We start from the raw sequence: 22834 nt of genomic DNA on the forward strand, positions 1-22834 counted from the left end.
CCAAGCTCGCTACCGTGTCGCCATGGCTGCGCCGCTCCTGATGGGAGTCGTCAACGTGACCCCCGATTCGTTCAGCGACGGGGGACGCTTCCTTGCCACCGATGCGGCCATCGCCCACGGCTTCGAGCTGCAGGCCGACGGCGCGGACATCCTCGACATCGGCGGTGAGTCGACCCGGCCGGGGGCCACCCGACCGGTGGTGACCGAGGAGCTTGCCCGGGTCATCCCGGTCATCGAGGCCCTCGCGGCCGACGGCGCGACCGTCTCCGTCGACACGATGCGGGCCGAGGTGGCCGCCGCCGCCATCGGGGCCGGCGCCGCGATCGTCAACGACGTCTCCGGTGGCCTCGCCGACCCGCGGATCCTCGAGGTCGTCGCCGACTCCGGGGCGCGTTACGTCTGCATGCACTGGCGCGCCCACTCCACCGCCATGCAGCAGCAGGCCTTCACCACGTACGCCGACGGCGTGGTCACCACCGTCATCGCCGAGCTCCGTGAGCGGATCGACGCCGCGCTCGCCGCCGGCCTCAGCACCGAGCAGCTGGTCCTCGACCCGGGCCTGGGCTTCTCCAAGACGGCCGACCAGAACTGGGAGCTCCTCCGCGGCCTGCTCCACGGTGCAGACTTCGACGCCCTCGGCCTCCCGCTCCTGATCGGGGCCAGCCGCAAGGGCTTCCTCGGCCGCCTGCTGGCCGACGAGGCGGGTGCGCCGCGCCCGGTCGACGATCGCGAGTCGGGCCACCTCGCCATCGTCACGCTCCTGGCACAGCGGGGAGTCTGGGGCCTCAGGGTCCATGACGTGAGGGCGGCCCGCGACGCCGTACGTGCGACCGAGAGGATGCAGCCATGACACAGCTCGACCAGCTGACCATCTCGGGCGTGGAGTGTTACGGCTACCACGGCGTCTTCGACTTCGAGCGGCGCGAGGGGCAGACCTTCGTGATCGACCTCGTCCTGGGTCTGGACACCTCGCGCGCGGCCGCCACGGACGACTTGCGCGAGACGGTGCACTACGGAACGCTCGTGGACGACGTGAAGGCCGCAGTGGAGCGTGATCCGGTCGACCTCATCGAGACGCTCGCCCAGCGCATCGCGGACGTGGTGCTCTTGGCGCAGCGTGTTGAATGGGTGACGGTCACGGTCCACAAGCCCGACGCCCCCATCCAAGCGACATTCCGCGATGTCGCCCTGACTATCACCCGAGCCAATGGAGGCACAGAGCGTGACTGAGTCGCCCAATCCCTTCGCCATCGACTCCGACACCCTCACCGGTGACATGTTGCCGATCCGTCGCGCGGTCCTCGCGCTCGGGTCGAACCTCGGGGACCGTGAGGCCAACCTGCAGGGCGCCGTCGCCCAGCTGGCCGACACCCCCGACGTCTGGATCACCGGAGTCTCGCCGGTCTACGAGACCGCTCCCCTCGAGTCGCCCGAGGGCTCTGCCGACTACCTCAACGCCGTCGTTCTTGTGGACACCACGCTGACGCCGCACACCCTCCTCGAGCGCGCCCTCGCGATCGAGGAGGCCTTCGACCGCCAGCGGACTCCGGGTGCCGTCAACGAGCCGCGCACGATCGACGTCGACCTGATCACGGTCGGTGACAAGGTGAGCGACGAGCCGGACCTCCGCCTGCCGCACCCGCGCGCCGCCCAGCGGGCGTTCGTGCTCAAGCCATGGCACGACATCGAGCCCGACGCGGAGCTTCCCGGCTTCGGCACGGTCGCCGACCTGCTCGCCGCCGTCGGTGAGCAGAGCGTCGTGCGCACGGACATCACCCTCGCCGACGACTGACCCCGCTTGACCGACTCGCCTGACCCCTCGCCGCGGCATGAGCTCCGGCCGACCTCGGCCGCCCTGCTCACGGGGGCGTTCGTGGTGGCGCTCGTCGCCGGCTGGCTCATGCACCGGATCACCGACGCGTGGGTCGGCCACGCGCCGGTCATCAGCTGGGGACAGCCTCTGCTCCTCGTGGTGATCGCGGTGATCCTCGCGTGGGTCGGGTGGTCGACGTACCGCTCACGCCAGTCTGCCGAGGCCCGGATCGAGCCCCACCAGGCGGTCAACCGGCTCGTCCTCGCCCGTGCCTGCGCCGTCGTCGGTGCCCTGGCCGCCGGCTTCTACCTCGGGTACGCCGTCAGCTGGCTCGGCATCGACGTCGAGCTCGCCCACCAACGACTCGTCAGGTCCCTCGTCGCCGCCGTTGCGGGCGCGCTGGTCGTCGCGGCGAGCCTGCTCCTCGAAAGGGCGTGTCGCATCAGCGACGACGACACCGACGCCTAGTCTCGACGGCATGTCTTCCCCATCTGCAACATCGGCCACTCCAGTCACACACGTGACTCGGCGTCGTGCGCGCTCCCTGCGCGTCTCGCTCGCCACCGGCCTGGTTGTGCTCGCCGCGTTGGCTGTCGCCGGCGCGGTCCTCAGCGGCTCCCACCCCGCGGTGGCCGTCGCAGCAGGCGGTGCCGTCCTCCTCGGGGCCGCCGCCACCCGTCTCGTCCATCTCGAGCTGCTCGACTCCCGCGTGGAGGCCGCCCGCGACCGGGCCGAGCAGGCCAAGGGCTATGTCGCGATCACCGAGGCCCGGATCGCCGAGCAGGCGACCTTCACCCGTCGCCTCGAGGCGCGGATCCGCACCCACGAGCAGGCCATCGCCGATCTCGAGGGCGCCCTCACCGCCGCCCACCAGCGCGCCGCCGACGCCATGAAGCAGCGCGCTGACGCCACCCGCAACGCCGACGAGTGGCTCGCCGAGGCCGAGCAGCGTCTCGAGGACGCCGAGGGCCGTGCCGCCGAGGCGATCCTCCGAGTCCACGAGTTGGAGCTCGAGCTCGACGCAGCCCGGGCGGAGCTCGCCGCCGTCCCCGGTCTGGGGAACCGCCGCTCCGCCTGACCGACCCGCTCACACCGAACAACCGTCGAGGACGTGACCCAGGTCACGTCCTCGACGTGTTCACACTGTTGTAACCCACGCGTACCGTCGAGGGCAGGAAATCCTGGACACGACGTCCGGCACCCTTACCGGCTCTTCGGAGTGGGCGGCGGGGCTGGAACGAAAGGTTGAGAGACGTGAGCAGTGCTGCTCCCCGCCCCACGCTCCGCGTGGGAGTCATCGGTGCCGGCCGTGTCGGCGCCGTCCTCGCAGCGGCACTCCGCCGCGCGGGCCACGAGATCACCGCAGTCGCCGGTGAGTCCGACGCCTCCCGCGCACGCATCGCCGACCTCCTGCCCGGAGCCCGCACTGCGAAGCCGACCACGGTTGCCCGCGCCGCTGACCTGGTCCTCCTCACGGTCCCCGACGACATGCTGGGCAACGTCGTCACGCAGCTCGCCGCGTCCGGCGCCCTCCGCGAGGGTCAGTACGTCGTCCACACCTCTGGTCGCCACGGCCTCGCCGTGCTCGAGCCGGCCCGAGAGCTCGGCGCGCACGTGCTCGCCCTTCACCCCGCGATGACCTTCACCGGCACCGCCGTCGACCTCGACCGACTCTCCGGCTGTGTCTTCGGCCTGACCGCGGAGCCGGCCGACCACGACGTCGCCGAGCAGCTCGTCCGCGACCTCGGGGGGAAGCCGATGTGGGTGCCCGAGGAGATGCGCACGCTCTACCACGCGGGTCTCGCGCACGGCGCCAACCACCTCGTCACACTCGTGACCGAGGCGATGGAGATCCTCTCCGCGGCCGGAGCCACCGACCCCGCCGGCACGCTGCGTCCGCTCCTCACCGCCGCCCTCGACAACGCGCTCGCCCAGGGCGATGCCGCCCTGACCGGCCCGATCGTCCGCGGCGACGCCGGCACGGTCGCCGCCCACCTCGAGGACATCCGCGACAACGCGCCGCAGACGCTCCCCAGCTACCTCGCACTCGCGCGTGCCACCCTCGGCCGTGCTGTCTCCGACGGCCGCCTCCTCCCGATCCGTGCGCTCAAGATCGGCCGTCTCCTCGACGCCGCTCAGTTCGGTCTCCCGCTGACCGTCGACGCGTGACGCGACTGACCTCGACGCGGGACGAGCTCGTCAACCAGCTCGCCCAGACGCGCCGTAGCGGACACAGGATCGCGCTCGTGCCGACGATGGGCGCGCTGCACGACGGCCACGCCAGCCTGATGCGCCTGGCTCGCGAGCAGGTCGGCCCGGACGGCCGCGTGGTGGTCAGCATCTTCGTCAACCCGATGCAGTTCGGGGCGAGTGAGGACCTCGATCGCTACCCCCGCACCCTCGAGGCCGACCTCGCTGTCTGCGCGCAGAGCGGCGTCGATGTCGCCTTCGCGCCGAGCGTCGAGGAGATGTACCCCCACGGCGTCCCCGCCGCCGACCAGGCGCCGCAGGGCGTGACCGTCGAGCCGGCCCCCGGCCTCGCCGACATCCTCGAGGGCGCCAGCCGTCCCGGGCACTTCCGCGGCGTGCTCACCGTCGTCGCCAAGCTCTTCGGCCTGGTGAAGCCCGACGTCGCGGTCTTCGGGCAGAAGGACTACCAGCAGCTCGCCCTCATCACGAGGATGGCCGACGACCTCTGCCTCGGCATCGACGTCATCGGTGCCGAGACGATGCGTGAGCCCGACGGCCTCGCGCTCTCCAGCCGCAACCGCTACCTCAGCCCCGCCCAGCACGACACGGCTCTCGCGTTGAGCCGGGCCCTCCGCGCGGCGCAGTCGCAGGCGGCGTACGGCGTCGAGGCGGCGCGCCACGCGGCGCAGGAGGTCCTCGAGGCGACCGAGGGGATCGAGCTCGACTACCTCGCCGTGCGGGCGAAGGACCTCAGCGAGCTCCGGGACCGGCCCGAGAAGGGCGCGGAGGGCCGGATCCTCGTCGCGGCGAAGGTCGGGACGACCCGCCTGATCGACAACCTCCCGCTCGAGTTCTGAGCACGACGTGCGGCGATAGGGTTCCCCGGTGACCCAGATCCACCTGCCGGGCAGGCTGAACGCACCCGAGCCCGGCTGGACCGCCCAGGCCGACGTCGTGATCGTCGGCTCGGGCATCGCGGGACTGACGGCAGCACTCCGGCTGCGCAACCAGGTCGACACCATCGCGGTCGTCACCAAGGATGTGCTCGCGGCCGGTTCCACCAACTGGGCGCAGGGCGGCATCGCGGCCGCCCTGGGTGAGGGCGACACTCCCGACCAGCACGAGGTCGACACCCTCGTCGCCGGCGCCGGTGCCTGCGATCTCGACGCCGTGCGCATCCTCGTGGGTGAGGGCAAGGAGGCCGTCGAGGAGCTCATCAGCTGGGGTGCGGACTTCGACAAGGAGGACGACGGCACCCTCTCGCTCGGCATGGAGGGCGGTCACCACCGCCACCGCATCGCCCACGCCAACGGCGACGCGACCGGCGCCGAGATCCAGCGGGCGCTGATCGAGGCGGTCCGGGCCGCCCCCGAGATCCATGTGTTCGAGCACGCGATGGTCGTCGACCTCGTCCCTGCGGCCGACGGCGGCATCGCCGGCCTGACGCTGCACGTCGTGGGGGAGGGGGACGCCGACGGCGTCGGCCTGGTGATGACCCGCGCGGTCATCCTCGCCAGTGGCGGCCTCGGACAGGTCTTCTCCCAGACGACCAACCCGGCCGTGAGCACCGCCGACGGGATGGCCCTCGCCTTCCGCGCCGGCGCGACGCTGCGCGACCTCGAGTTCGTCCAGTTCCACCCGACCGTGATGTACCTCGGCCCCGACTCCCGCGGCCAGCAGCCGCTCATCAGTGAGGCCGTCCGCGGCGAGGGCGCCTTCCTCGTCGACTGGGACGGTGTCCGTTTCATGGAGGGCGTCCACGAACTCGCCGACCTCGCTCCGCGCGACATCGTCGCCAAGGCGATCATGGCGCGCATGCTCGAGACCGGGCACCCCAACATGTGGCTCGACGCGCGCCATCTCGGCAAGGACGAATGGGAGAAGCGGTTCCCCAACATCCTCGCGTCCTGCCGAAGCCACGGGGTCGACCCGCTCGTCGACCTCATCCCCGTCGCACCGGCCTGCCACTACGCCTCCGGCGGCGTCGCGACCGACCTCTGGGGCCGCTCCAGCCTGCCGGGCCTCTACGCCACGGGCGAGGTCGCCTGCTCCGGCGTCCACGGTGCCAACCGGCTCGCCTCCAACAGCCTCCTCGAGGGCCTCGTCTTCAGCCGCCGCATCGCCGAGGTGCTGCCCGGCGAGCTCCGCCCCTGGTCCGACCCCGCGGCCGACCGGCGGCCGGTGGGACTGGCGAGCGGCGACGTACGCCGGACGCTGCAGGAGACGATGACGGGCAAGGTCGGCGTGCTCCGCGGCGCTCAGGGGCTCAAGGAGGCGGCGGCGTCACTCGACGCCATCCCGACCGACGGCGGTGAGGAGGAGGTTGACGTGACCGCGTGGGAGAACACCAACCTGCTCACCATCTCGCGTCTCCTCACGGCGGCCGCCACCGGTCGCGAGGAGACCCGCGGCTCGCACTGGCGCGAGGACTTCCCCGAGCGGGACGATGCCCAGTGGGCCGGCCACTTCGACGCCGCCCTCGACACCGCCGCCGGCACGGCGACGGTCACCTTCACCCCCGCACCCGCAACGGACCCCCGATGAGACTCCACACCAGCGCCGTCCCGACAGAGCTCCGCGACGAGCTCACCGCCGCCGGCATCGACTACGACGCGCTCGTCGACGACATCCTCCGCGCCCTGAGCGAGGACCTGCCGAACGACGGCGACGTCGACGTCACCTCGGCCGCGACCATCGCGGTGGAGGCGCGTGCGCGCGGCGACTTCGCCGTCCGCGAGGCCGGCGTGGTCTCCGGCCTCGGCGTCGCCGAGCTCGCCTTCCGGATCGTGCTCGGCGCGGAGGTCCAGATCAGCGGCCGGGTGCCCGACGGCACCCGCGTGCAGCCGGGCGACGTCCTCATGGTGGTCGAGGGCCCGACCCGGGGACTGCTCACCGCGGAGCGGACCGCCCTCAACTTCGCCTCCCACCTCTCCGGCGTCTCCACCGCCACCGCGCGATGGGTCGACGCCCTCGAGGGCACCTCGGCGCGCGTGCTGGACACCCGCAAGACCCTGCCCGGATTCCGCAACCTGCAGAAGTACGCCGTCCGGGTCGCCGGCGGCGTCAACCACCGCTTCTCGCTCGCCGACATGGCGCTGATCAAGGACAACCACGTCATCGCCGCGGGTGGCGTCGTCCCTGCCTACGAGGCGGTACGTCGCGACTACCCCGAGCTGCCGGTCGAGGTCGAGGTGACCACGCTCGACGAGCTCCGCGAGCTCCTCGACGCCGGCTGCGACCGGGTGCTCCTCGACAACATGGACGACGCGACCCTTCGGGAGGCGGTGGCGCTCACTGCGGGCAGGGCGACGCTCGAGGCCAGCGGTGGCATGACACTCGACCGCGCCCGCCAGGTGGGGGAGACCGGCGTCGACTTCGTCTCGGTCGGTGCACTGACCCACTCGGTGAAGGTCTTCGACATCGGCTTCGACCTGGAAGACCTGTAGGACGACCCATGACCCTGCTGGCCGTCGACATCGGCAACGCGCACACCCAGCTCGGGTTGCTGCGCGACGGTGACGTCCTGGCCGACTGGAGGGTGTCCACCGACGAGCGCCGCACCGCCGACGAGTGGGCGATCATGCTGCGCGGCCTTCTGCTCGAACGCCTCGCCGAGGTCACGGGAATTGCCGTCTGCTCCACCGTTCCCGCCGTCCTCTCCGAATGGCGGGAAATGCTCACCGGACATTTTCCCGAACGTCCGCACGTGATTGTCGAGCCGGGTGTGCGCACCGGCGTCGCCATCCAGATGGACAATCCCCGTGAGGTCGGCACCGACCGCATCTGCAATGCCCTCGCCGCGTCCACCCGATATGGCGGACCGTGCCTCGTCGTCGACTTCGGTGGCACCGCGACGACTTTCGACGTCGTCAATGCAGGCGGGGCGTACGTCGGCGGCGCGATCGCTCCCGGAATCGAGCTCGCCCTCTCCGGGCTCGGCCGCCGTAACGCCCAACTGCGCGAGGTCGAACTGGGCCGGCCACGCACCGCCATCGCCAAGAACACCGTGGAGGCGCTGCAATCGGGCATCGTCTTCGGCGTCGCGGCGCAGGTGGAGGGCCTGGTCCTCCGGATGATCGCCGAGCTCGGTGTTCCCCGCACGGACGTCGAGGTCATCGCGACCGGACATCTCGCGTCATTCGTGGTCGACGTGATGAGCGATTCCGGAATATTCACCGAGTCTGCCCCGTGGCTGACACTCCAAGGTCTCGAATTGATCTATCTTCGCAATTCTTGAGCCTTTATGACATTCTGGCGATATTCCACTCCGAACAGCAAAGGAATATCGATGGCTCAGAAGGTGCAGATCATTCTCGAGGACGATCTCGATGGCGGCGCCGCCGACGAGACGGTGACGTTCGGCCTCGACGGGACGACGTACGAGATCGACCTGACCTCGGCCAACGCCGAGAAGCTGCGCGACGCCCTGGCTCCCTACGTCGGCCACGGCCGCAAGGTCGGCCGTGCCGGTGGCCGGCCCGCCCGCAAGGCCAGCTCCAACGGCGGCACGAGCCCGGCCGAGATCCGCGCGTGGGCCAAGTCGAACGGGTACGACGTCCCCGAGCGTGGCCGCATCCCGGCCAACGTCAAGGAAGCCTTCGACGCGGCGAACTAGGGCCTGTGTTCGCTCTGGGCGAATGAGATTTCGCGGAAACGCGGAACGCGTAGGCTGGTTGCGGGGTTAGACCCCGTGACCAGCCTTCGTCTTTGGAGGCGTGGTGCGAAGGAGGAGCGAATGTTCGAGAGATTCACCGACCGAGCCCGTCGGGTGGTCGTGCTGGCCCAGGAAGAGGCCCGCATGCTCTCCCACAACTACATCGGCACTGAGCACATCCTGCTCGGCCTCATTCACGAGGGCGAGGGCGTCGCCGCCAAGGCGCTGGAGTCGCTCGACATCTCGCTGGAGGCGGTGCGCGCCCAGGTCGAGGAGATCATCGGTCAGGGCCAGCAGGCGCCCTCCGGCCACATCCCCTTCACGCCGCGCGCCAAGAAGGTGCTGGAGCTCTCCCTGCGCGAGGCGCTCCAGCTCGGCCACTCCTACATCGGCACCGAGCACATCCTGCTCGGCCTGATCCGGGAGGGCGAGGGTGTCGCCGCCCAGGTGCTGCAGAAGCTCGGCGCCGACCTCAACCGCGTCCGGCAGCAGGTCATCCAGCTGCTCTCCGGCTTCCAGGGCAAGGAGGGCCAGGGCGGCCAGAGCGGTCAGCCGCAGGCGGCCGGCGTCGGCGGCTCCGAGGCCCCGACCTCGTCGCTGGTCCTCGACCAGTTCGGCCGAAATCTCACGCAGGACGCACGCGAGGGCAAGCTGGACCCGATCATCGGCCGCGAGCCGCAGATCGAGCGCGTGATGCAGGTGCTGAGCCGGCGTACCAAGAACAACCCGGTCCTCATCGGCGAGCCGGGCGTCGGCAAGACGTCCATCGTCGAGGGCCTGGCCCAGGACATCGTCAAGGGGAACGTGCCCGAGACGCTCAAGGACAAGCAGATCTACACGCTCGACCTGGGTGCGCTCGTCGCCGGTTCCCGCTACCGCGGTGACTTCGAGGAGCGTCTGAAGAAGGTGCTCAAGGAGATCCGCACGCGTGGCGACATCGTGCTCTTCATCGACGAGATCCACACCCTCGTCGGTGCGGGCGCGGCCGAGGGCGCGATCGACGCGGCGAGCATCCTCAAGCCGATGCTGGCCCGTGGCGAGCTTCAGACCATCGGTGCCACGACGCTCGACGAGTACCGCAAGTACCTCGAGAAGGACGCCGCGCTCGAGCGCCGCTTCCAGCCCATCCAGGTGCCGGAGCCGTCGATCGCGGAGACCGTCGAGATGCTCAAGGGCGTCCGCGACCGTTACGAGGCCCACCACCGGGTGACCATCACCGACGAGGCGCTCGTCTCGGCGGCCACGCTGGCCGACCGCTACATCAGCGACCGGTTCCTGCCCGACAAGGCGATCGACCTGATCGACGAGGCAGGCTCCCGCCTGCGGATCCGCCGCATGACGGCCCCGGCCGACCTGCGCGAGTTCGACGACAAGATCGCCGACGTCCGTGCCCGCAAGGAGGGGGCGATCGACGGTCAGGACTTCGAGGCCGCCGCCCGCCTGCGCGACGAGGAGAAGCAGCTCATCCTCGCCAAGTCCGAGCGTGAGAAGTCGTGGCGGTCCGGCGACGTCGACCAGGTCGCCGAGGTGGACGAGGCGCTCATCGCCGAGGTGCTTGCCGTCGCGACCGGTATCCCGCTGGGCAACTTCTCCGCCGAGGAGTCCGCGCGGCTCCTCACGATGGAGGAGGACCTGCACAAGCGCGTCATCGGCCAGGACGAGGCCGTCAAGGCCGTCGCCCGCGCCATCCGTCGCACGCGTGCCGGCCTCAAGGACCCGAAGCGTCCCGGTGGCTCGTTCATCTTCGCCGGCCCGTCCGGTGTCGGTAAGACCGAGCTCTCCAAGGCCCTGGCCGAGTTCCTCTTCGGCTCCGACGACGCCCTCATCTCGCTCGACATGAGCGAGTTCGGTGAGAAGCACACCGCCTCGCGTCTCTTCGGCTCGCCTCCCGGCTACGTCGGTTACGAGGAGGGCGGCCAGCTCACCGAGAAGGTGCGCCGCAAGCCGTTCTCCGTCGTCCTCTTCGACGAGGTCGAGAAGGCCCACCCCGACATCTTCAACTCGCTGTTGCAGATCCTCGAGGAGGGTCGACTCACCGACTCGCAGGGCCGGGTCGTCGACTTCAAGAACACCGTGATCATCATGACCACCAACCTCGGTGCGCACGAGATCAACAAGTCGGTGGCACTCGGCTTCGGCAACTCCGACGCCGCGGGCGACTACGACAAGATGAAGGCGAAGGTGACGGACGAGCTCAAGAAGCACTTCCGTCCCGAGTTCCTCAACCGTGTCGACGAGGTCATCGTCTTCCCGAAGCTGGTGAAGAAGCAGATCCTCGCCATGGTCGACAACTTCGTCGGCGCGATCGACAAGCGCCTGAAGGACCGCGACATGGGCATCGAGCTCACCACGGCGGCGAAGGACCTCCTCGCCGAGCGTGGCTTCGACCCCGACCTGGGTGCGCGACCGCTGCGTCGCACGATCCAGCGCGAGATCGAGGACCCGTTGAGCGAGAAGATGCTGTTCGGCGAGGTCAGCGCCGGCGAGCTCATCCTCGTCGACGTGAAGGGCGAGGGCCCGACGGCGGAGTTCACCTTCACCGGGCAGAAGCACTCCCCGGTGCCGGATGCCCCGCCGCTCGAGACGGCCGGCCGGATCGACCTCTCGAAGGACCCGCTGTCCGACCCGCTCGATGAGCTCGACAACCCTCCGACGGAGGAGTGAGGCTCAGAGACTGAAGGTGTCAGGTCCGACCTGACGCACCAGTCCGTCGGTGAGAAGGCCGGCCAACGCACGCTCGCGTTGGTCGGCCTTCTCCCATGTGGCCTCCAGGCTGCTGCGGTGGACGGGGCCGTCCGCATCGCGCAGGACGGCGAGGAGTCGTCCACGGCACTGGCGATCCGTGCCCGCCCACGTCTGCACCCGGCGCACCGGCCCGTCGTACGCCGGGTAGCCGGCCAGCCGCCAGGCGCAGAGCCCTGCGACGGGACATACGTCGCACGTCGGGTTCGCGGCGGTGCAGACCAGGGCACCGAGCTCCATGACGGCGACTCCCCAGACCGGCGCCGTGTCGTCGTGGGGGAGCAGGTCCTCCGCCAACGAGCGCTCGGCGCGGGTGATCGAGGCCGGCGGGAACTCCACGCCTGACTCGACCCGCGCGAAGACCCGCCTGACGTTGGTGTCGAGCACGACGTGCCGTTGCTGATGGGCGAAGGAGGCGATCGCACTGGCGGTGTAGTCGCCCACGCCGGGCAACTCGAGGAGCTCAGCGTAGGTGGCGGGGACCTCACCGCCGTGGACCTCGACGATGGCCACGGCTGCGGCGTGCAGGCGCTGCGCCCGCCGCGGGTAGCCGAGTCGGCCCCAGGCGCGCACCGCCTCGCCGGGCTCGTCGGCGGCAAGGTCCGCGGGAGTCGGCCAGCGCTCCATCCATGCCTCCCACATCGGGAGGACGCGCGTGACGGGCGTCTGCTGGAGCATGAACTCGCTTACCATGACGCCCCACGGGCTGGTCTCGGGACGGCGCCAGGGCAGGTCACGCTGGTGGTCGGCGTACCAGCTGAGGACGGCGTCGTGGAGAGGGCTCATGGCGGGACGATTCTGCCCCGGATCGGCCGGCACGCGGTGTGGCACCCCCACTCACGCCTGTCCCACCAATAACGTGGGTCCCATGGCTTCGCTGACCCGTGGATCGCTTCCGGCGTCGGTGTACTGGCGCCGGCGTGCGGCGGTGCTCGGCGTCCTGCTGCTTCTCTTCATCGGCTTCACGCGGATGTTCGGCGGGTCGGACGACTCCGATGCGGCCGCTCGGAACGCCTCGGCGACGACGCGCACCCCGACGTCGGTCGTTCCCGAGAACGTCGGCGCCCCGACGGGGACGCCGGCCGCCTCGCCCTCCGCCAGTCCGGCCGCGGCCGCACCGGTGACCAGCCCCGCCGCGCTGCCGACTCCCTCGGCGGTGCTCCCGACGCCGACCGGCCGTTGCTCCGATGACGACGTCAGCGTCTCGGCCACGGTCGGCAAGGCCGAGGCCACCAAGCGCGTGTACTTCGCGCTCTCGGTGAAGACCAACGTTCAGGCGGCCTGCCTGTGGCAGATCGGCCCGAAGGCGGTCCAGGTCCAGGTCACGTCCGGCTCCGACCGGATCTGGACGACCCTCGACTGCCCGAAGGCTGTCCCGACCCAGGAGCTCACGCTGCGCCGCGACACGCCTGTCGTGGTGGCCGTGAAGTGGAACAGCCGCCGGTCCGACGACACCTGCTCGGACCACACGCAATGGGCGCTGCCGGGTTACTACCACGTGCAGGTCGCCGCGCTCGGTGGTGAGCCGACCGACATCCAGTTCCATCTCACCAAGCCGGTCCCGGTGGCGCCGACGCCGAAGGCCACCGCCACGGCGTCTGCCACGCCGGTCAAGCCTGCGGCGCCGAGCGCGAGTGCGACCGCCACCCTCGGCCCGGGCGGCCAACCGACGACCACCAAGAAGAACCCCAAGCGCAAGAGCACCCGTTCGGAGCCGACGGGCTCGCCAGTCGTGTCCGACTGAGCCGGCTGCCGCCGGATAGAGTGCGCGCGTGGCCACTGACCGTCCGGAACCGTCGCTGCGCGAGACGCTGTCGCTGATCGCGCCGGGTATGCCGCTGCGCGACGGTCTCGAACGGATCCTGCGTGGCCGCACCGGTGCGCTGATCGTGCTGGGCCACGACCGCCTCGTCGAATCGATCTCGACCGGTGGCTTCCAGATGGACGTGCCGTTCACGTCCACCGGTCTGCGCGAGCTCGCCAAGATGGACGGCGCGATCATCATCGACTCGTCCCTGACGAAGATCGTCAAGGCCGCCGTGCACCTGATGCCGGACCACACCATCCCGACGACCGAGACCGGCACCCGCCACCGCACGGCCGACCGCGTCGCGAAGCAGACCGGGTTCCCCGTGATCTCGGTGTCCCAGTCGATGCAGATCATCGCGGCGTACGTCGGCGACACCCGCCACGTGCTGGAGGACTCGGCCTCGATCCTGTCCCGGGCCAACCAGGCGCTGGCGACGCTCGAGCGCTACAAGATGCGTCTCGACGAGGTGTCATCGACCCTCTCCGCGCTGGAGATCGAGGACCTCGTGACCGTCCGCGACGTCGCAGTCGTGGCGCAGCGTCTGGAGATGGTCACCCGCATCGCCCGCGAGGTCGAGGGCTACATCGTGGAGCTCGGCACCGACGGCCGCCTGCTCGCCCTGCAGCTCGAGGAGCTCGTCACGGGCGTCGACGCCGAACGGGAGCTGGTCATCCGTGACTACCTGCCGCGCTCGCGCAAGGTGCGCTCGACCGACGACCTGCTCGAGGAGCTCGCCGGCCTGTCGCCGACCGAGCTCGTCGACCCCGCCTCCGCTGCGCGCGTGCTCGGCCTCGGCGGACCGGAGCACCTCGACGGTGCCGTCACTCCACGTGGCTTCCGGCTGCTGGCGAAGGTCCCGCGCCTGCCGGCGACCGTCATCGACCGACTGGTCGACCACTTCAGCACCCTGCAGAAGCTGCTCTCCGCCGGCATCGACGACCTCCAGGCGGTCGAGGGCGTCGGCGAGCTCCGCGCCCGTTCGGTCCGCGAGGGCCTCTCCCGTCTGGCCGAGTCGACCATCCTCGAGCGCTACGTCTGACGCCGAAAGGGCGCTCGGCGCTACTCGTCGTCGACGGCGTGGAGCTTCGCGCGGCTGCGGGACTCCTCACGGCCGCTCGGGTTGCGGGAGCCGCCGGAGCGGGTGACGCCCAACAGGGACAACGCCGACTGGACGTTGTCGACCGACAGCACCTCGAGGCCGTCGACCTTACGGCGTCCGACGCGACCGCCGGGCTCGACGGGCACGACGGCGGTGGAGAAGCCCAGCCGGGCGGCCTCGGCGAGTCTCTGGGGCAGGTCGCGGACGCGACGGAGCTCGCCGGCGAGGCCGATCTCTCCCATCGCGACGACGCCGCGGGGCGCCGGCACAGCCGAGGCCGCCGACGCCAACGCCACCGCCACCGCGAGATCGGCGGCCGGTTCGGTCAGCTTCGCGCCACCGACCGTTGCGGCGAAGACGTCGTAGGTCTGCAGAGGCACGCCGCAGTGTCGATCGAGCACCGCCAGGACCATCGCCAGGCGTGAGCCGTCCAGGCCTGAGGTGGTCCGGCGGGGACGGTCCTGCGCGGTGCGCGTCACTAGGGCCTGGACCTCGGCGAGCATCGGCCGGCGGCCCTCCATCGTCACGGCCACGCACGTGCCCGGCACAGGCGTCTGATGGGACTCGACGAAGAGGCCGGTCGGGTCGGCGACCGCGGAGATGCCGTCGGCGCCGAGCTCGAAGCAGCCGACCTCGTCGACCGGCCCGAAGCGGTTCTTGACCGCGCGCACCATCCGGAAGCGGGAGTTGCGGTCACCCTCGAAGCCCAGCACCACGTCGACGAGGTGCTCCAGCACCCGTGGCCCGGCGATGGAGCCGTCCTTCGTCACGTGGCCGACGATGATCGTGGTGATGTTGCGGGTCTTGGCCGTGCGCACGAGTGCGGCGGCGACCTCCTTGACCTGCGAGACGCCGCCGGGCACGCCCTCGATCCCGGCGGCGTTGATCGTCTGGACCGAGTCGACGACGAGGAGGTCGGGCCGGACGTCCTCGATGTGCGTGAGCACGGCACCGAGGTCGGTCTCGGCGGCCAGGTAGAGCGTCTGCTGCACGGCGGAGGTCCGGTCCGCGCGCAGCCGCACCTGCGACGCCGACTCCTCACCCGACACGTAGAGCGCACGCCGCGACGTCCGCGCGGTCTGGGCGGCCACCTCGAGCAGGAGGGTCGACTTGCCGACGCCGGGCTCGCCGGCGAGCAGGATCACCGCACCGGGCACCAGGCCACCGCCGAGCACCCGGTCGAGCTCGGGCACCCCGGAGCCGACGTACGCCGACTCCGACACGGGCACCTCGCCGATGGGCACCGCCTTCGACGTGACGGCTGCGGGCGCCGTACGGCTGACGCCTGCGGAGGCGACGGCCACCTCGGCGACGGAGCCCCACGCCTGGCACTCGCCGCACCGTCCGACCCACTTCGCCGTCTCCCACCCGCACTCGGTGCAGCGGAACGTCGAGCGGGTCTTGGCGGCCATGCCGGAAACGCTAGAGGAGTGCACCGACGAGACCGGGTCCGGCGCACGGATCGGGGCGGATATGCTTCGTCCTTGGAACGATCCACGGACGACGCGAGGAGGTGCACGCCGGATGGCGAGGTATCCGATGGCTGCGCCGACGCTCGCGGACGTGGCTGAGCTCGCCGGTGTCTCCCGCCAGACCGTCTCCAACGCGGTCAACAACCCCGAGCTGCTGCGTCCCGACACCCTCGTGCGCGTCCAGGAGGCCATCGACGAGCTGGGCTACAAGCCCAACCGCGCGGCCCGCAACCTGCGCACGCGCACCTCGCACCTGATCGGCCTGCGGATGGGCCCGGTCCAGGAGGGCACGGCCAGCGCGATCATGGACCGCTTCGTGCACTCGCTCGTCGAGACCAGTCGCGAGGCGGGCTATCACATCCTCCTCTTCACCGGCTCGCACGAGGACCCGCTCGAGGGGTACGACGACCTCCTCCGTTCCACCGCGGTGGACGCGTTCGTGCTGACCGACACGTATCAGGGCAACCGGGCTGCGTCGTGGCTCCGCGAGCGCCGTGCTCCCTTCGTCAGCTTCGGCCGGCCCTGGGGTGACTCCGACGCGCGGCACCCGTGGGTCGACATCGACAGCTCCGCCGGTGCCGAGCTCGCCACCCAGCACCTGATCGACAAGGGCCACACCCGGATCGCGTGGATCGGCTGGAAGAAGGACTCCGTCCTCGGGGAGGAACGCCGCTCCGGCTGGCTGCACGCCATGCACACCGCGGGCCTTCCCACGACCGGCCTGGCGAGCCGCGTGGAGGACACCATCGTGTCCGGCCGCAGCGCCGCCGAGGTGCTGCTCGACGAGGCCCGCCCCACCGCCTTCGTCTGCGCGAGCGACACCCTCGCCATCGGTGTCATGCACACCCTCGCCGAGCGCAAGCTCCAGGCGGGTGACGACATCGCCGTCGTCGGCTTCGACGACTCCCAGGTCGCCCAGACCGTCTGGCCCGGACTCTCCTCGGTCCGCCAGCCGTTGGAGGAGGCGGCCATCCAGCTCGTCCGCCAGCTCGAGGGCCTGCTCTCCACGCCCTCGAAGCCGCACCCCGGCGTGATGCTCACGCCCACCCTCGAGGTCCGTGGCACCTCGGGCCCTGACCTGATCTGAGGACGCCGGTCAGAAGTCGCGGGACCAGAGGTTCACGGCATAGTCGACTTCGAGGCCGCCGCCGGATCCCCAGTGCTCGTTGAGGATCTCCTCGGCGACAGCCGGCGCGAACTCGATCCGCACCACCGCCTCGAGGTCCTCACGCGAGGTGAAGCGCCAGCCCATGTCGATCGACTGCCGACTCCAGCCGTGGCGTGACCACCACGCCTCGACCGCCTCAGGGTCGACCGTCGGATACCCGCGGCGGAACCACGCACCGAAGGTCGAGCGGGTGGCGTCGTTGTCGATCACCATCGCGGTGCCGCCGCGACGCGCCACCCGCGCGAGCTCAGCCAGGCCCGGTTCGGCGCCCGGCCCGAAGAAGTACGCCCAGCGCACATGCACCACATCCACCGAGGCGGGAGGCAACGGCAGGGCCTGTGCGACACCCTCGAGCACGCTCACGTTCGGCAGGCGCCGAGAACGCCGACGGGCCAGTGCCGCAAGGGATGCGTGCGGCTCGACACCGACTACGGAGCGCGCCGTGGAGGCGAAGAGCGGCAGGTGGAACCCCGTCCCGCAGCCGAGGTCCAGGACGTCACGGCCGGACCAGCCGGACGGGCCCGCCGCCGTACGCAACGCCTCCCAGAGACGCCCGTCAGGATCGACGGCGCGGTTCTCGATCTCGTACGTCGCCGGGTGGTCCCAGATGTTCGGCGACCGGATCGAGCCGTCGAGACGGCTCATCGGGACCGGCTCAGATGCGGACCTCGCCCGCCGGGCCGCGGAAGTTCGCGGCCAGCAGGCCAGGAGTGCCGTGCTCGGCGACCCACTTGACCTCGACGTCCTCGGCCGGCTTGCCGGTGTAGGGGTCGACGCGCTCGTCGAGCTCCTCGCCGAGCCAGTCGCGGACGCGCTGCGGGTCACCGGAGATCTCGAGCGACGCGAGCGTCACGTCCGAGCCGGCGTTGCCGGGGTGGATGTCCTCGGTCTCCCAGTGGATGAAGTAGGGGAGCTGCGGGTCGACCAGCAGGTCGTTGATGCCGATCTGCTTCCAGCGCAGCTCCGTGCCGTCGGGCTTGTGCCGGTTGCCGTCGACCCAGTCGCGACCCAGGCGGGCAGAGATCTTGGCCATGTTGCCGGCGCGCACGACCCAGCCCATCCAGCCGCCGCCGAGGGCGGAGCGGGCCTTGACGGCCTGGCCGAACGGAGCCTTGTCGGAGGCGGGGTGCTCGAGTGCCTCGACGACCTCGAGGTAGAGGCCTCCGCGAAGCGGAAGCGTGTAGTTGCGGGTGCCGAATCGGGGGTGGACGCCACCGTCCTCGAACTCCTGTCCCAAGAGTTCGCCGATGCGCTTCGCAGTTGCCACGAGCCCGTCAGGGCCGGCGGCGTAAGAAAGATGGTCCAGGCGCATGCAGAGATTCTTAACAACGACTGAGAGGTCTCCGACACGGGGGTCCACATCTCTTGACATCGAGACGTTCTCTCCGTGCCGCGGTGAGGGACGCTCCAGGTCGCCTACGCTTGCGGCCATGTCTGTCGGCACCGAGGTCCCGCTCGACTTCCCTCGTGCATGGGTCGAGTTCACGAATCCCGATGATCCGACGGAGGTCGTCAAGGCCGACCTGACCTGGCTGACGTCGGCGTACTCCTGCATCTTCGGGCAGGGCTGTGCGGGCATCTACGCCGACGCCCCCTCGGTCGGCTGTTGCACCCTCGGCGCCCACTTCGCCGACGAGGACGACGAGGAGCGCACCCGCACGTACGTCGACCAGTTGACCAGTGCGGAGTGGCAGTTCCGCCCCGGCCGCTCGAGGATCAAGACCAAGGACTGGGTCGAGAAGGACGACGAGGGCAGCCGCAAGACGAAGACGCACGTCGTCAACGGCGAGCAGGCCTGCATCTTCGCCAACCGCCCGGGTTTCGTGGGCGGTGAGGGCTGCGCGCTGCACATCCTGGCGGCCAAGCTCGGTACGACCCACGTCGAGACGAAGCCCGACGTGTGCTGGCAGCTGCCGATCCGCCGACTCTTCCGCGAGATCGAGCGCACCGACGGCACGACCTACACCGAGGTGACGATCACCGAGTACGACCGCCGCGGCTGGGGTCCGGGCGGTCACGACCTCGACTGGTACTGCACCGGCAACCCGATCGCCCACCAGGCCGTCGAGCCACTCTTCGTCACCTCACGCGACGAGCTGGTCGCGCTGATCGGTCCGAACGGCTATGCCGAGCTGGCGAGGCACGCCGAGGCGCACGTCCGGTCCCGCTCGCTGCTCGCGCTGCACCCCGCCGACCCGCGCTGATCAGCCGTTCGTGACGACCTTCCGCGGCGTCACGATCACGTTGTAACGGTCCGAGCCCATCTTCAGCAGCTCCTCGAGCGGCATGCCGTAGCGCTCGCCGACGGCCGCGATCCCGGAGTGGTTCTCGTCGTCCTTGACCAGCTCGACGGTGCCGCGCACCTCGAGCGTGTGGAACGGGTTGGCCGGATCGATGAAGAAGAAGTCGATCTCGGGGTTGGCCGACATGTTCTTGAACTTCTGGCGCTCCGCGGTGATGGAGGTGGCCAGGCGGCCCTCCTCGTCGACGCGGAACCAGACGGCCGTGGTCTGCGGGCGACCGGCGGAGTCGATCGTCGTGAGGATGGCGGTGCCGGCCACGTCGAGCAGGTCGTGGTGGGAGGCGGGGACTACGTCCTTGATCGAGGTCATGGAAGGAGAATCGCCCGGCGTCCTCGCCTATTCCGCTCCCTCTAGGCTGGAGCCATGCGTCTGGGCGTCCTCGACATCGGCTCCAACACGGGTCACCTGCTCGTCGTCGACGCTCACGCGGGCGCCGCGCCGCTGCCGGCGTACTCCTTCAAGCAGCCGCTGCGCCTCGCCGAGCACCTGGGTCCGACCGGTGACGTCTCCCAGGTGGGCATCGACGCGCTGACGGACTTCGTCCGCGAGGCGGCCCAGGTCGCAGACGAGAAGGGGTGTGCGGAGGTGATGGCCTTCGCCACCAGTGCCGTCCGTGACGCCGGCAACTCCGACGCCGTCCTCGCGCACGTGCAGGAGCGCACGGGCATCACGCTGGAGGTCCTCAGTGGGGAGGACGAGGCCCGGCTGACCTTCCTCGCGGTGCGCCGGTGGTTCGGCTGGAGCGCCGGCCGCCTCGTCGTCTTCGACATCGGCGGAGGATCCCTCGAGCTCGCCGGCGGCGCGGACGAGGCGCCCGACGTGGCCTGGTCCCTGCCGCTCGGTGCCGCACGCCTGGCGCGCACCACGTTGAGCCAGCGCCCCACGGATGTCGAGCTCAAGGCGCTCCGTCGCCAGATCCGCGCGGACATCGCCGCGAACGCCGGGCAGCTGCTCCGCGCCGGCGCCCCCGACCGGGCGGTGGCGACCTCCAAGACCTTCCGAAGCCTGGCCCGCATCACCGGTGCTGCGCCCAGCGGTGACGGTGCGCTCGTACGCCGGGCCCTCCCGCTCGTCGAGCTGCGCGAGTGGATCCCGAAGCTGGTCGGGATGAGCCTCGAGGAGCTGAGCTCGCTCCCGGGAGTGAGCGCCAGCCGTGCTCACCAGATCGTCCCGGGTGCTCTCGTCGCGGAGGCCTGCATGGACATCTTCGACCTCGCCGAGCTGGAGATCTGCCCCTGGGCACTGCGCGAGGGCGTGATCCTCGAACGACTCGACCACCTCAGCTTCCTGGGCACGGAGTGAGCCGGGCGTGAGTGGAGAATCCCCAGTCCGCATTGGGCTCTCGACCGTCTCGGTCTATCCCGAGTCGACGGCGGCAGGTTTCGACTGGGCGGTCCAGCTCGGCTACGACGCGGTCGAGGTGATGGTCGGCATCGACCGCGACTCGACCAACATCGAGTCCGTGCGCCAGCTCGCCGAGGGCCACGGGATCGCCGTCTCGGCGATCCACTCGCCCTGCCTGCTCTTCACCCAGCGCGTCTGGGGGACCGAGCCGTGGGGCAAGCTCGAGCGCTCTGCGGAGATGGCGCACGCCGTCGGAGCAGAGACGGTCGTCGTACACCCGCCGTTCCGCTGGCAGCGCGACTACGCCCGCTACTTCGTCGAGGGCATCAAGCGCCTCGAGCGCGAGACCGGCCTGCGCTATGCGGTCGAGAACATGTACCCGTGGAAGGCCCGCTCCACCGGTCGTGCCAGCGGGCCGGTCGCGATGTACCTCCCCGACCGCGACCCGAGCATCGGGGACTTCGCCCACGGCACGATCGACGTCAGCCACGCCGCCATCGGCGGGGACGACGTCATCGAGATGGCCGAGCGCTGGGGAGACCGGCTCGCGCACATCCACCTCACGGACGGCACCGGCTCGGCCAAGGACGAGCACCTCGTCCCCGGCCGCGGCACGATGGGCGCCGACCGCTTCCTGCAGCACCTGGCCCGCACCGGCTTCGACGGCGAGATCATCGTCGAGATCACCACTCGCAAGGCCGGCTCCCGCGAGGCGCGCAGGGAGATGCTCGCCGAGTCCCTCGCCTTCGCCCGGAAGCATCTGACAACCTGAGCCGAGTGAGTACGTCGACGGCGATCCGGGCTGCGGGGCTTCATGTCACGCGCGGTGATCATGAGGTGCTGCACGGGTTGGACTTCGAGGTTCCGGCCGGCCAGATCACCGGTCTCCTCGGACCGTCGGGATGTGGCAAGTCCACGCTGATGCGCGCGGTCGTCGGCGTCCAGGCAGGTATCACAGGCACCTGCGAGGTGCTGGGGGAGCCGGCCGGGAGCCCGGCGCTGAGGAGCCGCATCGGCTATGTCACCCAAGCCTCCAGCATCTACGCCGACCTGACGGTGGCGGAGAACCTCCGCTTCTTCGCCCGCGTCCTGGGCGTCTCGAACCAGGACGTCGATCAGGTCGTGACCACGGTCGACCTCGAGGCGCAGGCGGGTGCCGTCGTACGGGACCTGTCCGGAGGGCAGCGCTCCAGGGTCTCGCTCGCCGTGGCGCTGCTGGGCCAGCCCGACCTCCTCGTCCTCGACGAGCCGACGGTCGGCCTCGACCCGGTGCTCCGCGAGGACCTGTGGACCACGTTCCACCGCCTGGCAGCGGACGGTGCCGCACTGCTGGTCTCGAGTCATGTCATGGACGAGGCCGACCGGTGCGACCGCCTGCTCCTCATGCGTGATGGTGTCTTCCTCGCCAGCGGCACACCCGCGGAGATCAAGGCCCAGGCGGGGGCCGACGACATCGAGCAGGCATTCCTCGCCCTGGTGCGTGCGGCATGAGCCCCCGGATCGCGGTCGCGATCGCCGCCCGCGTCCTCACCCAGATCCGTCGCGACCCCCGCACGCTGGCGATGCTGCTCGTCGTCCCGGCCGCGCTCATGGTGCTGCTCTGGTGGATGTTCAAGGACGTGCCGGTCTCACCGTTCGACCGGCTCGGCCCCGCGCTGCTCGCCATCTTCCCCTTGTTCGTCATGTTCCTCGTGACCTCGGTGACGACGCTTCGGGAGCGCTCGTCGGGCACCCTCGAGCGACTGCTCGCGATGCCGACCGGCAAGCTCGACTTCCTCGCCGGTTACGCGGCTGCCTTCGGGCTGATCGCCGCCGTGCAGGCTCTCATCGCGGTCGGGATCTGCATCGGCCCGCTCGATCTCAGCCTGGCCGGGTCGCCTGTCCTGCTCTGCGTCATCGCCATCGTCGACGCCATCCTGGGCACGGCGCTCGGCCTGCTCGTGAGCGCGTTCGCGACCACCGAGTTCCAGGCTGTGCAGTTCATGCCGGTGGTCATCGTGCCGCAGATCCTGGTCTGCGGCCTCTTCGTCCCCCGGGAGCAACTGCCGTCGGTACTCGAGGATGCCAGCAGGGTCCTGCCGCTGTCGTACGCCGTCGACGCGATGCAGCACCTCGTCACCCAGACGTCGACCGGCGAGGTCTGGCGGGACCTCGGGATCGTGGCCGCCTTCGCCCTCGCCGCCCTGGTGCTCGGAGCAGCAACCCTCCGTCGCCGCACGCCGTAACCCCTAGTCTGGGC

General features: G+C 70.5%; 25 protein-coding genes. 20 read left to right on the forward strand and 5 right to left on the reverse strand.

The features are described from left to right. The first annotated feature begins 22 nt into the window (after nucleotides 1–22). The 12 genes from folP (at nucleotide 23) to LH076_RS00735 (ending at nucleotide 11321) form a co-directional block, all read left to right on the forward strand. Nucleotides 23–850, forward strand: coding sequence for a dihydropteroate synthase (folP, locus tag LH076_RS00680; RefSeq protein WP_227782052.1), 828 nt, complete (start codon nucleotides 23–25; stop codon nucleotides 848–850). Then, nucleotides 847–1230: a dihydroneopterin aldolase gene (gene folB / locus LH076_RS00685; RefSeq protein WP_227782053.1), complete on the forward strand. Its 384-nt coding sequence runs from the start codon at nucleotides 847–849 to the stop codon at nucleotides 1228–1230. The genes folP and folB overlap by 4 nt, the downstream gene beginning before the upstream one ends. After that, nucleotides 1223–1792, forward strand: a complete 570-nt coding sequence (folK, locus tag LH076_RS00690) for a 2-amino-4-hydroxy-6-hydroxymethyldihydropteridine diphosphokinase (RefSeq protein WP_227782054.1) — start codon at nucleotides 1223–1225, stop codon at nucleotides 1790–1792. Before folB ends, folK begins: the two co-directional genes overlap by 8 nt. A gap of 6 nt (nucleotides 1793–1798) precedes the next feature. Beyond that, on the forward strand, nucleotides 1799–2281 hold the full coding sequence (locus LH076_RS00695; protein ID WP_227782055.1) for a DUF3180 domain-containing protein: 483 nt from the start codon (nucleotides 1799–1801) through the stop codon (nucleotides 2279–2281). Nucleotides 2282–2333: 52 nt separating this feature from the next. After that, a complete protein-coding gene (locus LH076_RS00700) occupies nucleotides 2334–2891 on the forward strand; it encodes a hypothetical protein (protein ID WP_227782056.1) in 558 nt (185 codons plus the stop codon). Between the two features lie 176 nt (nucleotides 2892–3067). Continuing rightward, entirely contained in the window at nucleotides 3068–3982 is a 915-nt protein-coding gene (locus LH076_RS00705) for a Rossmann-like and DUF2520 domain-containing protein (RefSeq protein ID WP_227782057.1), read from the forward strand. Then, nucleotides 3979–4860 (forward strand): pantoate--beta-alanine ligase, encoded by an 882-nt coding sequence (gene panC, locus LH076_RS00710; protein WP_227782058.1) that lies wholly within the window; start codon nucleotides 3979–3981, stop codon nucleotides 4858–4860. Before LH076_RS00705 ends, panC begins: the two co-directional genes overlap by 4 nt. Nucleotides 4861–4888: 28 nt before the next feature. After that, complete coding sequence (locus LH076_RS00715; RefSeq protein ID WP_227782059.1) at nucleotides 4889–6547, forward strand: L-aspartate oxidase; 1659 nt, start codon at nucleotides 4889–4891, stop codon at nucleotides 6545–6547. After that, on the forward strand, nucleotides 6544–7449 hold the full coding sequence (gene nadC, locus LH076_RS00720) for a carboxylating nicotinate-nucleotide diphosphorylase (protein ID WP_227782060.1): 906 nt from the start codon (nucleotides 6544–6546) through the stop codon (nucleotides 7447–7449). Before LH076_RS00715 ends, nadC begins: the two co-directional genes overlap by 4 nt. A gap of 8 nt (nucleotides 7450–7457) precedes the next feature. Continuing rightward, the gene (locus tag LH076_RS00725; protein WP_227782061.1) at nucleotides 7458–8240 is read left to right on the forward strand and encodes a type III pantothenate kinase; all 783 of its coding nucleotides are present in this window, start codon (nucleotides 7458–7460) and stop codon (nucleotides 8238–8240) included. A gap of 51 nt (nucleotides 8241–8291) precedes the next feature. Continuing rightward, a complete protein-coding gene (locus tag LH076_RS00730; protein ID WP_227782062.1) occupies nucleotides 8292–8618 on the forward strand; it encodes a histone-like nucleoid-structuring protein Lsr2 in 327 nt (108 codons plus the stop codon). Nucleotides 8619–8738: 120 nt separating this feature from the next. Further along, entirely contained in the window at nucleotides 8739–11321 is a 2583-nt protein-coding gene (locus LH076_RS00735; RefSeq protein WP_227782063.1) for an ATP-dependent Clp protease ATP-binding subunit, read from the forward strand. A gap of 3 nt (nucleotides 11322–11324) precedes the next feature. On the opposite strand, the gene LH076_RS00740 is transcribed toward LH076_RS00735, so the two are convergent. Further along, nucleotides 11325–12185: an A/G-specific adenine glycosylase gene (locus LH076_RS00740; protein ID WP_227782064.1), complete on the reverse strand. Its 861-nt coding sequence runs from the start codon at nucleotides 12183–12185 to the stop codon at nucleotides 11325–11327. Between the two features lie 82 nt (nucleotides 12186–12267). On the opposite strand from LH076_RS00740, the gene LH076_RS00745 reads away from it, so the two are divergent. Further along, the gene (locus tag LH076_RS00745; RefSeq protein ID WP_227782065.1) at nucleotides 12268–13143 is read left to right on the forward strand and encodes a hypothetical protein; all 876 of its coding nucleotides are present in this window, start codon (nucleotides 12268–12270) and stop codon (nucleotides 13141–13143) included. A gap of 28 nt (nucleotides 13144–13171) precedes the next feature. Further along, on the forward strand, nucleotides 13172–14248 hold the full coding sequence (gene disA / locus LH076_RS00750; RefSeq protein ID WP_227782066.1) for a DNA integrity scanning diadenylate cyclase DisA: 1077 nt from the start codon (nucleotides 13172–13174) through the stop codon (nucleotides 14246–14248). 20 nt (nucleotides 14249–14268) lie between these two features. On the opposite strand, the gene radA is transcribed toward disA, so the two are convergent. Beyond that, entirely contained in the window at nucleotides 14269–15720 is a 1452-nt protein-coding gene (gene radA, locus LH076_RS00755; protein WP_227782067.1) for a DNA repair protein RadA, read from the reverse strand. Between the two features lie 127 nt (nucleotides 15721–15847). Here radA and LH076_RS00760 point away from each other — a divergent pair, with 127 nt between their 5' ends. Further along, entirely contained in the window at nucleotides 15848–16867 is a 1020-nt protein-coding gene (locus tag LH076_RS00760) for a LacI family DNA-binding transcriptional regulator (protein WP_227782068.1), read from the forward strand. Between the two features lie 9 nt (nucleotides 16868–16876). Here the strand turns inward: LH076_RS00760 and LH076_RS00765 are convergent, their stop codons facing one another. Next, complete coding sequence (locus LH076_RS00765) at nucleotides 16877–17593, reverse strand: class I SAM-dependent methyltransferase (RefSeq protein ID WP_227782069.1); 717 nt, start codon at nucleotides 17591–17593, stop codon at nucleotides 16877–16879. A 10-nt stretch (nucleotides 17594–17603) separates the two neighbouring features. Continuing rightward, on the reverse strand, nucleotides 17604–18260 hold the full coding sequence (locus LH076_RS00770) for a VOC family protein (RefSeq protein ID WP_227782070.1): 657 nt from the start codon (nucleotides 18258–18260) through the stop codon (nucleotides 17604–17606). Nucleotides 18261–18378: 118 nt separating this feature from the next. On the opposite strand from LH076_RS00770, the gene LH076_RS00775 reads away from it, so the two are divergent. Beyond that, the gene (locus tag LH076_RS00775; protein WP_227782071.1) at nucleotides 18379–19152 is read left to right on the forward strand and encodes a hypothetical protein; all 774 of its coding nucleotides are present in this window, start codon (nucleotides 18379–18381) and stop codon (nucleotides 19150–19152) included. Here LH076_RS00775 and LH076_RS00780 read toward each other — a convergent pair whose 3' ends face one another. Next, complete coding sequence (locus LH076_RS00780; protein ID WP_227782072.1) at nucleotides 19153–19560, reverse strand: TIGR03618 family F420-dependent PPOX class oxidoreductase; 408 nt, start codon at nucleotides 19558–19560, stop codon at nucleotides 19153–19155. A gap of 54 nt (nucleotides 19561–19614) precedes the next feature. On the opposite strand from LH076_RS00780, the gene LH076_RS00785 reads away from it, so the two are divergent. The 4 genes from LH076_RS00785 to LH076_RS00800 are packed head-to-tail and all read left to right on the forward strand — an operon-like array spanning nucleotide 19615 to nucleotide 22820. Beyond that, a complete protein-coding gene (locus LH076_RS00785; protein ID WP_227782073.1) occupies nucleotides 19615–20553 on the forward strand; it encodes a Ppx/GppA phosphatase family protein in 939 nt (312 codons plus the stop codon). Nucleotides 20554–20560: 7 nt separating this feature from the next. Continuing rightward, nucleotides 20561–21367: a sugar phosphate isomerase/epimerase family protein gene (locus tag LH076_RS00790; protein WP_227782074.1), complete on the forward strand. Its 807-nt coding sequence runs from the start codon at nucleotides 20561–20563 to the stop codon at nucleotides 21365–21367. Between the two features lie 5 nt (nucleotides 21368–21372). Further along, nucleotides 21373–22086, forward strand: coding sequence for an ABC transporter ATP-binding protein (locus LH076_RS00795; protein WP_227782075.1), 714 nt, complete (start codon nucleotides 21373–21375; stop codon nucleotides 22084–22086). Continuing rightward, nucleotides 22083–22820, forward strand: a complete 738-nt coding sequence (locus LH076_RS00800) for an ABC transporter permease (RefSeq protein ID WP_227782076.1) — start codon at nucleotides 22083–22085, stop codon at nucleotides 22818–22820. Before LH076_RS00795 ends, LH076_RS00800 begins: the two co-directional genes overlap by 4 nt. Nucleotides 22821–22834: the final 14 nt, after the last annotated feature.

This window comes from Nocardioides sp. Kera G14 (assembly GCF_020715565.1).
GTDB lineage: Bacteria > Actinomycetota > Actinomycetes > Propionibacteriales > Nocardioidaceae > Nocardioides.